14 protein-coding genes are annotated in these 12,773 nt (G+C 60.9%); 13 read left to right on the top strand and 1 reads right to left on the bottom strand.

The features are described from left to right. The first annotated feature begins 62 nt into the window (after window positions 1–62). The 3 genes from J5M72_RS26620 to J5M72_RS26610 all read left to right on the top strand — a co-directional run bounded on the left by J5M72_RS26620 (window position 63) and on the right by J5M72_RS26610 (window position 1,843). A complete protein-coding gene (locus J5M72_RS26620; protein ID WP_169430002.1) occupies window positions 63–833 on the top strand; it encodes an AraC family transcriptional regulator in 771 nt (256 codons plus the stop codon). A 64-nt stretch (window positions 834–897) separates the two neighbouring features. Beyond that, complete coding sequence (locus J5M72_RS26615; RefSeq protein ID WP_169430003.1) at window positions 898–1,170, top strand: hypothetical protein; 273 nt, start codon at window positions 898–900, stop codon at window positions 1,168–1,170. 46 nt (window positions 1,171–1,216) lie between these two features. Continuing rightward, window positions 1,217–1,843, top strand: coding sequence for a DUF3885 domain-containing protein (locus tag J5M72_RS26610; protein ID WP_207867805.1), 627 nt, complete (start codon window positions 1,217–1,219; stop codon window positions 1,841–1,843). 74 nt (window positions 1,844–1,917) lie between these two features. Here J5M72_RS26610 and J5M72_RS26605 read toward each other — a convergent pair whose 3' ends face one another. Beyond that, on the bottom strand, window positions 1,918–2,238 hold the full coding sequence (locus J5M72_RS26605; protein ID WP_169430005.1) for a hypothetical protein: 321 nt from the start codon (window positions 2,236–2,238) through the stop codon (window positions 1,918–1,920). Between the two features lie 140 nt (window positions 2,239–2,378). On the opposite strand from J5M72_RS26605, the gene J5M72_RS26600 reads away from it, so the two are divergent. The 10 genes from J5M72_RS26600 to J5M72_RS26555 all read left to right on the top strand — a co-directional run bounded on the left by J5M72_RS26600 (window position 2,379) and on the right by J5M72_RS26555 (window position 12,683). Then, complete coding sequence (locus tag J5M72_RS26600; RefSeq protein WP_207867803.1) at window positions 2,379–4,505, top strand: TonB-dependent receptor; 2,127 nt, start codon at window positions 2,379–2,381, stop codon at window positions 4,503–4,505. Window positions 4,506–4,653: 148 nt separating this feature from the next. Next, window positions 4,654–5,610: an AraC family transcriptional regulator gene (locus tag J5M72_RS26595; RefSeq protein WP_207867801.1), complete on the top strand. Its 957-nt coding sequence runs from the start codon at window positions 4,654–4,656 to the stop codon at window positions 5,608–5,610. A gap of 141 nt (window positions 5,611–5,751) precedes the next feature. Beyond that, window positions 5,752–7,107 carry a benzoate 1,2-dioxygenase large subunit gene (gene benA, locus J5M72_RS26590; protein WP_207867797.1) on the top strand — a complete coding sequence of 452 codons (1,356 nt, stop codon included), beginning with the start codon at window positions 5,752–5,754 and terminating at the stop codon, window positions 7,105–7,107. Beyond that, entirely contained in the window at window positions 7,107–7,595 is a 489-nt protein-coding gene (benB, locus tag J5M72_RS26585; RefSeq protein ID WP_207867795.1) for a benzoate 1,2-dioxygenase small subunit, read from the top strand. Before benA ends, benB begins: the two co-directional genes overlap by 1 nt. 46 nt (window positions 7,596–7,641) lie before the next feature. Then, window positions 7,642–8,649 carry a benzoate 1,2-dioxygenase electron transfer component BenC gene (benC, locus tag J5M72_RS26580; protein WP_169430010.1) on the top strand — a complete coding sequence of 336 codons (1,008 nt, stop codon included), beginning with the start codon at window positions 7,642–7,644 and terminating at the stop codon, window positions 8,647–8,649. 27 nt (window positions 8,650–8,676) lie between these two features. Next, complete coding sequence (locus J5M72_RS26575) at window positions 8,677–9,438, top strand: 1,6-dihydroxycyclohexa-2,4-diene-1-carboxylate dehydrogenase (protein ID WP_207867793.1); 762 nt, start codon at window positions 8,677–8,679, stop codon at window positions 9,436–9,438. A 22-nt stretch (window positions 9,439–9,460) separates the two neighbouring features. Further along, window positions 9,461–10,582 (top strand): muconate cycloisomerase family protein, encoded by a 1,122-nt coding sequence (locus J5M72_RS26570; RefSeq protein WP_207867791.1) that lies wholly within the window; start codon window positions 9,461–9,463, stop codon window positions 10,580–10,582. Window positions 10,583–10,599: 17 nt separating this feature from the next. After that, a complete protein-coding gene (gene catC / locus J5M72_RS26565) occupies window positions 10,600–10,890 on the top strand; it encodes a muconolactone Delta-isomerase (protein ID WP_169430013.1) in 291 nt (96 codons plus the stop codon). Between the two features lie 41 nt (window positions 10,891–10,931). Beyond that, window positions 10,932–11,846, top strand: coding sequence for a catechol 1,2-dioxygenase (gene catA, locus J5M72_RS26560; protein ID WP_207867789.1), 915 nt, complete (start codon window positions 10,932–10,934; stop codon window positions 11,844–11,846). A 321-nt stretch (window positions 11,847–12,167) separates the two neighbouring features. Beyond that, complete coding sequence (locus J5M72_RS26555) at window positions 12,168–12,683, top strand: Hcp family type VI secretion system effector (RefSeq protein ID WP_169430015.1); 516 nt, start codon at window positions 12,168–12,170, stop codon at window positions 12,681–12,683. Window positions 12,684–12,773: the final 90 nt, after the last annotated feature.

The following is a 12,773-nucleotide window of genomic DNA, read 5'->3' as shown; positions in this document are numbered from 1 at the left end:
ACGTTGCTGCAATCTGCACGCGAACACCTCAGGCCGATCCATTCACCGGGGAAGACCTTCACATGCAGAACGCGTTTGCGATCCTCTGTCAGGGCGATGAGCGCCAGCGTCCTCATACCCTCGACGCGCTGCTGGCCGGCGTGGCGCCGCTGTTGCCGATGCTGGACGTGATTCCGAACGCGGTCATTTTCATCAAGGATGTGCAGGCGCGGTACGTCCTGGCCAACCGTACGCTGGTGCAGCGCTGCGGTCTGAAAGACCTTAAACCGCTACTTGGGAAAACCAGTGCGCAGGTGTTTCCGGCGCAACTCGGGCCCGGTTATACCGAGCAGGATCGTCGGGTGCTGGAAGAGGGGTTCGTGCTGGAGGATCAACTGGAACTGCATCTGTACGGCAGCCGCGAACCGGGTTGGTGCCTGACGCACAAACGCCCGCTGTACAACCGCGACGGCGAGATCATCGGCCTCGCCGGGATTTCGGTGGACCTGCAATCGGCCAGCGAAACCCATCCGGCGTTTCAGCGCCTGGCGGCCGTCGATGAACACATCCGCGCGCATTTCAATCGGCGGGTGACACTGGGTGAATTGACCCGGATTGCCGGTATTTCGGTGGCGCAACTGGAGCGCTACTGCAAACGGGTCTTCCACCTGACGCCGAGGCAGATGATCCAGAAGGTACGGCTGGAACATGCCCATCGCCTGTTGCACACCGAACTGCCGATCACCGAGGTGGCGCTGCAATGCGGCTACACCGATCACAGCGCCTTCACCCGGCAGTTCAAGGCTTCGACCGGGTTCACCCCGCGTCAGTATCGACAGGCGACGGAGCAATGAGCGGTTCGCGGGTCATAGCGGCTAGACTGATCCTGTCAGCCCCACTTGCTGCAGGTAAAACGAGATGAGCGAATTCTGGGTACGCCGATGCTCGTATGGCCTGTGCGCGATCCTGCTGACGCTGACGGCGTCCTGTTCGAGCAAGGCTCACTACGCGACCACCGGTGATCGCTGCTATGCCAAAGCGGTGCCGACGATGGGCGAGGGTGGCCTGGCGTGGGGATCGACCCTGGGCCAGGCACAGAAAAAATCCATGGATAACTGCATGCGCTACGCCGGCCGCTCGGGCGGTACGCCCGGTACCTGTCAGGTGGTGCTGGCCAAGTGCAAGAATTGATAAGGCGCGATAGCCGCCCGAGCCATAGTGACCGGAAAGGACTTCAGTGAACCTTCATCTTGAAATCGAGCGGATTTTTACCGACCAGGCCTTCGCAAGGCCGCTGTTTTATTCCTGCCCGGGAGGACTGCGTTTCGAACTCTCCGAAACGGGAGGGATGATCGAACAGTTCCTGTTGGCCTTGCGAAAATCGACTGAAATCTGCACCGACATTTTCAGTGGCGAGCCCACGCTCGTGACCTGTCTGCGCTTTCACTCCGGCGGCCAGCGATTTACCCATCGAGCGTTACTTCAGTCCCTTCGGTCGGCTGGCATCGAGATACCTGCAGAACGCTCGATCTGGAGTGAACGCACTGATCCGGATAACTGGTTCTGCGAAAGCGAACCCGAGTACTGGATCAACCTCGCATTCGAAGCGCCCGCAGGGTCGCTTCAAGCATTGCTCTGGTGCGCACTGGCGACGGACTTTGGCGCCATTGCGCCGAATCCACGCTGCGCGGTCTACCTGTTCAATTTGAAGGCCGAAGTGATGGTTTTCCCTTACGACGACCGAGGGATGGACGTGGTCGGGCCCAACAAGGCGCTGCTTTCAAGGCTGTATCACCGCCATCAAGCGTATCTCCTCGATTACGACCGGCCCGCGATGGACGCTGACTTTGCGGGCGCTGCCTGAGATTGGCCCCGGAGCCCTTGATGCCGATCAGAGAGGTCCGAGGGCTCAAGAGCATTTAAATCAAGCTCCGTTCACTAGGTGCGTTGCAAGGCTCGCGACACGTACATTTTGGTAATCATTGACACCATCTCTTTCGCCCCGAAACAACGGAAGTAAAAGCAGCCGTAGTCGGTTTCCAGACACACAATCTTGGTCATGAACCCCCATTCCAGGCTGACCTTTCGAATCGATGCCATGGGGATTTCAATATCCAGAGCCCCGTCCTGAACCATACGGTTCATGGCATTGGCGTTCATGAAAATCGTGGAGTGGGTCACCGTTACCTTCCCGCCAACCCAGAGTCCGCCGGGGGCCAGAAAATTGACCAGTTTCGTCTTCAATACTGCTTCGGCCATCCCTGCATCTCCCTCGTTCAAATCACAATTCAGCATTTCAGCCGCCTGTTTACCTGACAAAAAACAAAATCACCATGTGTTTACTTCGTTCATTCATACGTCGCAGTTCTCACTGCCCGTTTCTGTCTGGAGTTCTCTCGATGCCCTCGCTCAAAACACTGCCCGCTGCATTGCTGGGGCTGGCCCTTGCTTGTCCGGTGGAAGCCGAGTCTCAGGGCATGGAGTTGGGGCAAGTGCTGATCGGGGCTGAAGACCAGAGCGGCGAAGACCTTTCGCTGGAGGAGGCCAAGGCCCGGTTGGCACAGGTGCCCGGTGGCACCAACGTGGTCGATATGCGCCGCCCGATGCAGGGGCGGGTGGCGAGCAATCAGGATGTGCTGGCGTATCAGCCGGGGGTCTATGCCCAGTCGGCGGGCAACGAGGGGGTGAAAATCTCGATTCGTGGTTCGGGCATCAATCGGGCTCCCGGTGCTCACGCGTCGGGGCTGTACACGATGCTCGACGGCCTGCCGCTGACCGGTCCCGGCGGCACGCCTTACGAGTTGCTGGAGCCGCTGTGGCTCGATCATGTGGAAGTATTGCGTGGTGCCAACGGCTTCGATCGTGGTGCGCTGGCCCTTGGCGGGGCGGTCGATTACGTCAGCCACACCGGCTACAACGCGCCACTGCTGAATGTGCGCTACGTCATGGGCAGCCACGGCTATGCGCAACGGCAAGTCAGCTCGGGCCAGGTGCTCGGCGATTTCGATTACTACCTGTCGATGACCGATGCGCACTCCGACGGCTATCAGGATCACACCGCCAGCAAGAGCCAGGGCGTGATCGCCAACTTCGGTTATCGCTTCAATCCGAATCTGGAAACCCGCTTCTACATTCGTCACCGCGAGACCGACAACGACCTCGCCGGGCGAGTGACCAAACACTCCATCGAACACGATCCGCGCGCGGCCAACCCGGCCTACGTGACGCGCAACGACAGCCGCGATCAGCCGGGCAGCACCTTCATCGGCAACAAGACCACGTACTACATCGACGACGATTCGAGCATCCAGACCGGCCTCGTTTATCACGATTACCCGATGGACCTGCGCGAAGGCCCCAACCGCCTGAAGGTGGCGTACACCGATGTCAGCGGCACGTTCGACTACAAGCGCCGCGACACGCTCTGGGGTCTCGAAAGCCGCAGCACGGTTGGCCTGCGGGTGACCAAACACCTGCCCAACGACGGTGCCACTGAGTTGGTTCGGATTCCCGGCGGCAACACCGCTGGTTATACGCCGGGCACGCACATGCGCAACTTCACTTATCAGGGGTCGGATTCTGTCCTGCATGTGGGCAACGACCTGGAAATCGCCGACGACCTGTGGCTGACCACCGGCCTCGCCGCGATCTACACCCGCCGCGAAAGCGCCGTGACCTACCCGGAAGGTGGCGGCAAAACCAGCCTCGGCGACTGGGATTACGCCCCACGCCTGGGCTTGCGTTATCAGGTGACGCCGGACCTGCAACTGTTCGGCAACCTCAGCCGCTCCGTCGAAGCGCCGCATCCGTGGTCGCTGATCTACAGCTCCAACGTCCGCTTTCCGGCCGGCAGCGGTGCGGCCACCGGCACTCAGCGCGACCCCATCAAACTGCAGAACCAGACCGCGACCACCCTGGAACTCGGCGGCCGTGGCGACAGCGCGCTCGGCGAATGGAGCCTGGCCTGGTACTACGCCCAGGTGCGCCACGAATTGCTTTCGGTGTTGCCGGACGCCAACGCCACCACGCCTTACGAACTCAATGCCAGCCCGACCGTGCATCAAGGCGTGGAAGCCAGCCTGCTCAGCAACCTATGGTCAGCGAACGATGGCGGCAAGTTGAGCCTGCGCCAGGCCTACACCTTCAGCGACTTCCATTACCGCGACGACGACCGCTTCGGCGACAACCGCCTGCCGGGCTTGCCGATGCATTACTACCAGGGCGAATTGCGCTACGACTTCCCGCAGGGGTTCTTCGCCGCCGTCAACACGCAACTGGTATCGAAAGTCGCGGTGGATTACGCCAACAGCTACTACGCCGATCCTTACGCCACCTTCGGTGCGACCCTCGGTTACAACGCGCCGAAAGGCGACTGGCAGACCTGGCTGGACATGCGCAACCTGACCGACAAACACTACGCCGCTACAGTTACGCCGGGCTATGACGATAAAGGACTGGACGCCGCACGCTCCACGCCGGGTGAGGGGATGGCGATGTACGTCGGGGTGTCGTGGAGTCTGCTTTGATCTCACGACAGAACGGTGATTGAAACCGTTCGATCACCGGACAGCCAAACCTTCGTCCAATTGCCCGATCCTGCTTGCCGGCGTACTGTGACCGGTGATGGCGTAAACCGTGACCATCACCATAACGACAAGATCGAGTGCCCTGCCCATGGACAGCCGCCTGCTGAGCGACCGCAGCAGCGTGTTTCGCCACGCTGACCCGTATGCCGTCTCCGACTATGTGAACCAGCACGTCGGTCAGCATTTCATCGGCCTGTCCAAAACCACCCACCCGCAAGCCAGCCTCAACCACCGCAAACTCGCCGACCTCGATCTGTGCCGCATCAGCTATGGCGGCAGCGTTCGCGTCACGTCGCTTGCACTGGAAACGGTCTATCACCTGCAAGTCCTGCTGCAAGGCAACTGCCTGTGGCGCGGGCACAAGCGTGAGCATCATCTGGTGCCGGGCGAATTGCTGTTGATCAACCCGGACGATCCGGTCGACCTGACCTATTCCGACGATTGCGAGAAATTCATTCTCAAAGTGCCGGTCAGCGTGCTGGAATCGGTGTGCGACGAACAGCGCTGGCTGCATCCTGCCGGGGGCATCCGGTTCCTGCGCAATCATTACCGGCTCGACGAGCTGGAAGGGTTTACCCACCTGCTGGGCATGATCTGCCAGGAAGCCGAAGCCAGCGATCCGTTGTTGCGGGTACAGGAGCACTACGCGCAGATCGTCGGCAGCAAACTGATTTCGCTGATGAACACCAACGTCAGCCGTGAATGCCTGAGTTCGCCGAGCGTCAGTTTCGAGCGGATCCTCGACTACATAGAGCGCAATCTGAAACTGGATCTGCCCGCCGAACACCTGGCGGCCCAGGCGAACATGAGCCCGCGTTCACTGTACGCGCTGTTCGAACGCCAGCTCGGCGTGACCCCGATGCAATACATCCGCCAGCGCAAGCTCGAGCGCATTCATGCCTGCCTCAGTGATCCGAGCTGCCCGGTGCGCAACCTCACCGAACTGGCGCTGGACTACGGCTTCCTGCACCTGGGGCGTTTCTCCGAAAGCTATCGCCAGCAGTTCGGCGAATTGCCGTCCGTGACCTTCAAACGCCGCCACTGAATTCCCGCCCCGAAACAATCTGAAGCACCTGCCGCGCCGTCCTGCACAAAACGGATAGCGCTCTGCAGGATTCGGATATTGCCGCCCGCGTTGCCTCCCTAATCTGACCTGGCCTGAACAATAACAATGGAGGCCCCGGCCATGTCCCTGGGAATCGACTACCTCAATGCCATGCTTGAAGAGGACCCCGAGAAGGGTGCCTACCGCTGCAAGCGGGAGATGTTCACCGATCCGCGGCTGTTCGAACTGGAGATGACGCACATCTTCGAAGGCAACTGGATCTACCTCGCCCATGAAAGCCAGATCCCCAACGTCAATGACTTTCTGACCACCACCATGGGCCGCCAACCGGTCTTCATCGCCCGCAACAAGGCTGGTGAACTCAATGCCTTTCTCAATGCGTGCAGCCATCGCGGTGCCATGCTCTGCCGGCACAAGTCCGGCAACCGTTCCAGCTACACCTGTGCGTTCCACGGCTGGACGTTCAACAACAGCGGCAAACTGCTCAAGGTCAAGGACCCGAGCGAGGCCGGCTACCCCGAAGGCTTCAATTGCGAAGGCTCCCACGACCTGACCAAAGTCGCGCGTTTCGAATCCTATCGCGGCTTTCTGTTCGGCAGCCTGAATGCCGATGTGAAATCCCTCGCCGAGCACTTGGGCGAGTCAGCCAGGATCATCGACATGATCGTCGATCAGTCACCCGAAGGCCTTGAAGTGCTGCGCGGTTCCAGTTCCTACATCTATGAAGGCAACTGGAAACTCACCGCCGAAAATGGCGCTGACGGTTATCACGTCAGCTCCGTGCACTGGAACTACGCCGCTACCCAGAACCAGCGTCAGCAGCGCGACGCCGGCGAAGAGATCAAGACCATGAGCGCCGGCAGCTGGGCGAAGAAGGGCGGCGGTTTCTACTCGTTCGATCACGGCCACTTGCTGCTCTGGACCCGCTGGGCCAACCCTGAGGACCGCCCGGCCTACGAGCGTCGCGATGAACTGGCCCGGGACTTCGGCCAGGCCCGCGCCGACTGGATGATCGAGAACTCGCGCAACCTGTGCCTGTACCCCAACGTGTACCTGATGGATCAGTTCAGCTCACAGATCCGCATCGCCCGGCCGATCTCCGTCGACAAGACCGAGATCACCATCTATTGCATCGCCCCCAAAGGCGAAAGCGCGGAGGCCCGGGCCAAGCGCATTCGCCAATACGAAGACTTCTTCAACGTCAGCGGCATGGCGACCCCGGATGATCTCGAAGAATTCCGCTCGTGCCAGACCGGTTACGGCGCCGGGCGCGGCTGGAACGACATGTCCCGTGGCGCGACCCATTGGGTCGAAGGCGCGGACGCGGCGGCCAAGGAAATCGACCTCAAGCCCTTGCTGTCCGGCCTGCGCACCGAGGACGAAGGCCTGTTCGTGCTGCAACACAAGTACTGGCAGGAAACCATGCTCAAGGCCGCCGCCAGCGATAAAAACCTGATCCCCGTGGAGGCTGTGTGATGAGCAATCTCTACGACACCGTGCGTGATTTCCTCTATCGCGAGGCGCGCTGTCTGGATGACGGTCAGTGGGATCAATGGCTGGAACTCTACGCCGCCGACGCCAGTTTCTGGATGCCGGCCTGGGACGACCACGACACCCTGACCGAAGACCCGCAAAGCGAAATCTCGCTGATCTGGTACGGCAACCGTGGCGGCCTCGAAGACCGGGTGTTCCGGATCAAGACCGAGCGCTCCAGCGCGACCATTCCCGACACCCGCACCTCGCACAACCTCAGCAACATCGAGATCGTCGAGCAGGGCGAAGGGCAATGCCAGGTGCGCTTCAACTGGCACACCCTGAGCTTTCGCTATCAGGTCACCGACAGTTATTTCGGCACCAGCTTCTACACCCTCGACCTGCGCGGCGACCAGCCGTTGATCAAGGCCAAGAAAGTCGTGCTGAAGAACGATTACGTCCGTCAGGTCATCGACATCTACCACATCTGATCGAGACGGCGGCGAGCCGGGCTCGACGCTGTGAGCGAGGTGCACCATGAGTTTCCAGATCGCACTGAATTTCGAAGACGGGGTCACCCGTTTCATCGAGGCCTCGGGCCACGAGACCGTTGCCGACGCGGCCTACCGTCAGGGCATCAACATCCCGCTGGACTGCCGCGACGGCGCCTGCGGCACCTGCAAGTGTTTCGCCGAGGCCGGGCGTTACGACATGGGCGACAATTTCATCGAAGACGCCCTGAGTGAAGACGAACTGGCCCAGGGTTACGTCCTGACCTGCCAGATGCGCGCCGAAAGCGACTGCGTGGTGCGGGTGCCGGTCGGCTCGCAGGTGTGCAAGACCGAACAGGCGAGTTATCAGGCGTCGATCAGCGATGTCCGGCAGCTTTCCGAGAGCACCATCGCGCTGTCGCTCAAGGGCGAGTCCTTGAGCAAACTGGCGTTCCTGCCGGGGCAATACGTCAACCTGCAAGTACCGGGCAGCGAGCAGAGCCGGGCCTATTCCTTCAGCTCGCTGCAGAAAAACGGCGAGGTCAGTTTCCTGATCCGCAATGTCCCCGGCGGCCTGATGAGCAGCTTCCTCACCGGGCTGGCCAAGGCCGGCGACAGCCTGAATCTGGCCGGGCCGCTGGGGAGTTTTTACCTGCGCGAGATCAAGCGGCCGTTGTTGCTGTTGGCGGGTGGCACCGGGCTGGCGCCGTTTACCGCGATGCTGGAAAAAATCGCCGAGCAGGGCAGCGAACATCCGGTTCACTTGATCTACGGCGTGACCAACGACTTCGATCTGGTGGAGCTTGACCGCCTCGAAGCCTTCGCCGCGCGTATCCCGAACTTCAGCTTCGGCGCTTGTGTGGCCAATCCGCAGAGCCGGCACCCGCTCAAGGGCTACGTCACCCAGCACATCGAACCGCGTCACCTCAACGAAGGCGATGTCGACGTGTACCTGTGCGGCCCGCCGCCGATGGTCGAGGCCGTCAGCCAGTACATCCGCGAACAGGGCATCACGCCGGCGAATTTCTACTACGAGAAATTCGCGGCGGCCTGAGTCTTCTTTCTGAATGTCGAGGTTGTCATGAACAACAGATTCGCCAACAAGGTCGCGCTGGTCACCGGCGCGGCGCAGGGCATCGGTCGCCGGGTGTGCGAGCGATTGCTGGAAGAGGGCGCACACGTCGTCGCCGTCGACCGCTCCGCACTGGTTCACGAACTGCAAGGCGAGGGCGTTTTGTCGCTGACCGCCGACCTTGAGCAATACGCCGATTGCGCTCGGGTGATGAGCGCCGCCATCGATGCTTTCGGGCGCCTGGATGTGCTGGTCAACAACGTCGGCGGCACCATTTGGGCCAAGCCGTTCGAGCACTACGAAGTCGAGCAGATCGAGGCCGAAGTGCGCCGCTCGTTGTTCCCGACGCTGTGGTGCTGTCATGCCGCATTGCCGTACATGCTTAAGCAGGGGCGCGGCGCGATCGTCAACGTATCGTCGATTGCGACCCGCAGCCTGAACCGCGTTCCGTATGGCGCGGCGAAGGGCGGGATCAACGCGCTGACCGCCTGCCTGGCCTTCGAGAATGCCGAGCGCGGGATTCGGGTCAACGCCACCGCGCCCGGCGGCACCGAAGCACCGCCCCGGCGCATTCCGCGTAACAGCGGCGAACAGTCCGCGCAGGAGCAGGCCTGGTATCAGGAAATCGTCGCGCAAACCCTCGATAGCAGCCTGATGAAACGCTACGGAACCCTAGACGAACAGGTCGGCGCGATCCTGTTTCTCGCCTCGGACGACGCCTCCTACATCACCGGCGTGACCCTGCCGGTCGGTGGCGGTGACCTCGGTTGATCACGCTTGAATGGACACTGAAATGAACCGGATCCTGATTGAAAACCTGTCGGCGGTCATCGTCGACCTGCCGACCATCCGCCCGCACAAACTGGCGATGCACACGATGCAGAACCAGACGCTGGTGATCCTGCGCCTGCGTTGCAGCGACGGTATCGAAGGCATCGGCGAAGCCACCACCATTGGCGGCCTGGCCTACGGCTATGAAAGCCCGGAAAGCATCAAGGCCAACATCGATGCACACCTGGCGCCGGCGCTGATCGGCATGGACGCGGACAACATCAACGTCGCCATGCAGAAACTCGACAAGATCGCCAAGGGCAACACCTTCGCCAAGTCCGGCATCGAGAGCGCATTGCTCGACGCCCAAGGCAAACGCCTTGGTTTGCCCGTGAGCGAATTGCTCGGCGGCCGGGTCCGCGACAGCCTCGAAGTGGCCTGGACCCTGGCCAGCGGCGACACCGCTCGGGACATCGCCGAGGCCGAACAGATGCTGGAAGCGCGGCGGCACCGGATCTTCAAACTGAAGATCGGCGCCAACCCGCTGGAGCAAGATCTGAAACACGCAGTGGCGATCAAAAAAGCTTTGGGCGAGCGCGCCAGCGTGCGGGTCGACGTCAACCAGTACTGGGACGAGTCCCAGGCGATTCGCGGCTGTCAGGTGCTCGGCGACAACGGTATCGACCTGATCGAACAGCCGATCTCGCGGGTCAATCGCTCCGGGCAAATTCGCCTGAACCAGCGCAGCCCGGCGCCGATCATGGCCGACGAATCCATTGAAAGCGTCGAGGACGCCTTCAGCCTTGCTGCCGACGGCGCCGCCAGTGTGTTCGCCTTGAAGATCGCCAAGAACGGCGGCCCGCGCGCCGTGTTGCGCACTGCGCAAATCGCCGAAGCCGCCGGCATTGCCCTGTACGGCGGCACCATGCTCGAAGGCTCCGTCGGCACCCTGGCCTCGGCCCATGCGTTCCTCACGCTCAGGCAACTGACCTGGGACACCGAGCTGTTCGGTCCGCTGTTGCTGACCGAAGACATCGTTACCGAGCGCCCGCAATACCGCGACTTTCACCTGCACATTCCACGCACCCCGGGCCTGGGCCTGACGCTGGATGAACAGCGTCTGGCGCGTTTTCGCCGGCACTGAACCCTAAGGAGAACGCCATGTTGTTCCACGTAAAAATGACCGTGAAATTGCCCGCCGATATGGCTCCGGCCGTTGCCACAAAGCTCAAGGCCGACGAGAAGGAGCTCGCCCAGCGCCTGCAGCGCGAAGGCCAGTGGCGCCATCTCTGGCGCATCGCCGGGCACTATGCCAATTACAGCGTGTTCGATGTGCCCAGCGTCGAAGCGCTGCACGACACCCTGATGCTGTTGCCGCTGTTTCCCTACATGGACATAGAGATTGACGGTCTCTGCCGCCACCCTTCGTCGATTCACGCCGACGACCGCTGACCGCGGAACCGACCCCACAACAACAAGATGAGGTGAACACCATGACCGTGAAGATTGCCCATACTGCCGAACTGCAAACGTTCTTCGAAGAAGCCGCCGGTTTTGCCAACGATGGCGGCAGCTCGCGTCTGAAAACTATCGTCCTGCGGATGTTGCAGGACACCGCTCGGATCATCGAAGACCTTGAGATCAGCGAAAACGAATTCTGGAAAGCCGTCGATTACCTCAACCGTCTGGGCGGCCGCTCCGAAGCCGGGTTGCTGGTGGCGGGCCTCGGCCTCGAGCATTTCCTCGACCTGTTGCAGGACGCCAAGGATGCGCAGATCGGCTTGACCGGCGGCACGCCGCGCACCATCGAAGGCCCGTTGTACGTGGCCGGCGCGCCGCTGTACGAAGGCGAATGCCGGATGGATGACGGCAGTGAGGAGGGCGTCGCCACGGTGATGTTCCTCGAAGGCCAGGTGTTCGATCCGCAAGGTCAGCCGTTAGCGGGTGCCACGGTCGACCTGTGGCACGCCAACACCAAAGGCACTTACTCGTTTTTCGATCAGAGCCAGTCCGAGTACAACTTGCGCCGGCGGATTATCACCGACGCCGAAGGCCGCTACCGCGCCCGCAGCATCGTGCCGTCCGGCTATGGCTGCGACCCGCAAGGCCCGACCCAGGAATGCCTGAACCTGCTTGGCCGTCACGGCCAGCGCCCGGCTCATATTCACTTCTTCATTTCCGCACCGGGGCATCGGCACCTGACCACGCAGATCAATTTGTCGGGGGACAAATACCTGTGGGATGACTTTGCGTATGCGACCCGTGAAGGGTTGGTCGGGGAAGTCGAGTTTTTGGAAGATGCAGCGGGACGTCGCGCTGAATTGAAGTTCGACTTTCAGTTGCAGCAGGCGCCGGATGCGGCGGCGCAGCAGCGCAGTCAACGGCCAAGGGCGTTGCAGGACTACTGATTCCGGAGCTCTCTTCGGATTGGCTGAACTGCGCAAAAAGTTGCGCAGTTGTTCGTAATAAAAGCACGGTGAAAACCGCTGGAGGCCTTGTCTTTAAAGGCCTGCAGCCAAGTGCGCAAGAAGTTGCACAGTACTGCGCAACTTCTTGCGCACTTTTTCGCTGTTTCCTACAGAAAAAATTGGAAAATTCCCACGAGAGCTTCGTAAACCCTTGATGGGTAATGGCCATGTGATTGCTGGCACGACTTTTGATAACTCCTTCGCTACCTGGGCAGGCAATCACGCCGTCCGGTTCTGTCTATCGAGCAAGGAGCACACCCCATGGCAACACCCGCGTACATGTCGGTTACCGGCGAAAAACAAGGCCTGATCACTGCCGGCGCGTTCACCGCCGACTCCGTTGGCAACACCTACCAGGAAGGCCACGAAGACCAGGTCATGGTTCAGGCGTTCACCCACGACGTGATCATCCCGCGTGACCCGCAATCCGGTCAGCCAACCGGTCAGCGCGTGCACAAGCCAGTTGTGATCACCAAGGTCTACGACAAGGCTTCGCCGCTGCTGCAAGCAGCCCTGACCTCCGGCGAGCGCATGAGCGAAATCGTTATCCAGTGGTATCGCACCTCGGCGCAAGGCACCCAGGAGCATTACTACACCACCAAACTGGAAGACGCGATCATCGTCGCCATCAACAACAAAATGCACAACTGCCAGGACCCGGCGAACGCCCACTTCACTCATCTGGAAGAAGTGCAGTTCACCTACCGCAAAATCACCTGGACCCACGAAGTCTCCGGTACTTCGGGTTCCGATGACTGGCGTGCTCCGGTCGTTTAATCGCGACTGATGGTTGTATCGCCTCGGCCGGTTTCGCCGGTCGAGGCATCTTCACTACTCAAAGAATTTTTGCCGTCCGATCCTTAGCGA

The sequence above is a fragment of the Pseudomonas sp. 58(2021) genome (assembly GCF_017491585.1).
In the GTDB taxonomy this organism is placed as follows: Bacteria; Pseudomonadota; Gammaproteobacteria; order Pseudomonadales; family Pseudomonadaceae; genus Aquipseudomonas; species Aquipseudomonas fluorescens_BT.
Note: the sequence above shows the minus strand (reverse complement) of the source record. Positions and strands in the feature narration are given on the sequence as shown.

What these genes read in the sequence shown, in the direction of transcription:
- catA (WP_207867789.1), top strand. Translation starts at nt 10,932, where the DNA reads ATGACCGTGAAGATTGCCCATACTGCCGAACTGCAAACGTTCTTCGAA.
- J5M72_RS26555 (WP_169430015.1), top strand. Translation starts at nt 12,168, where the DNA reads ATGGCAACACCCGCGTACATGTCGGTTACCGGCGAAAAACAAGGCCTG.
- J5M72_RS26575 (WP_207867793.1), top strand. Translation starts at nt 8,677, where the DNA reads ATGAACAACAGATTCGCCAACAAGGTCGCGCTGGTCACCGGCGCGGCG.
- J5M72_RS26620 (WP_169430002.1), top strand. Translation starts at nt 63, where the DNA reads ATGCAGAACGCGTTTGCGATCCTCTGTCAGGGCGATGAGCGCCAGCGT.
- J5M72_RS26615 (WP_169430003.1), top strand. Translation starts at nt 898, where the DNA reads ATGAGCGAATTCTGGGTACGCCGATGCTCGTATGGCCTGTGCGCGATC.
- J5M72_RS26570 (WP_207867791.1), top strand. Translation starts at nt 9,461, where the DNA reads ATGAACCGGATCCTGATTGAAAACCTGTCGGCGGTCATCGTCGACCTG.
- J5M72_RS26605 (WP_169430005.1), bottom strand. Translation starts at nt 2,238, where the DNA reads ATGGCCGAAGCAGTATTGAAGACGAAACTGGTCAATTTTCTGGCCCCC.
- benC (WP_169430010.1), top strand. Translation starts at nt 7,642, where the DNA reads ATGAGTTTCCAGATCGCACTGAATTTCGAAGACGGGGTCACCCGTTTC.
- catC (WP_169430013.1), top strand. Translation starts at nt 10,600, where the DNA reads ATGTTGTTCCACGTAAAAATGACCGTGAAATTGCCCGCCGATATGGCT.
- J5M72_RS26595 (WP_207867801.1), top strand. Translation starts at nt 4,654, where the DNA reads ATGGACAGCCGCCTGCTGAGCGACCGCAGCAGCGTGTTTCGCCACGCT.
- J5M72_RS26600 (WP_207867803.1), top strand. Translation starts at nt 2,379, where the DNA reads ATGCCCTCGCTCAAAACACTGCCCGCTGCATTGCTGGGGCTGGCCCTT.
- benA (WP_207867797.1), top strand. Translation starts at nt 5,752, where the DNA reads ATGTCCCTGGGAATCGACTACCTCAATGCCATGCTTGAAGAGGACCCC.
- benB (WP_207867795.1), top strand. Translation starts at nt 7,107, where the DNA reads ATGAGCAATCTCTACGACACCGTGCGTGATTTCCTCTATCGCGAGGCG.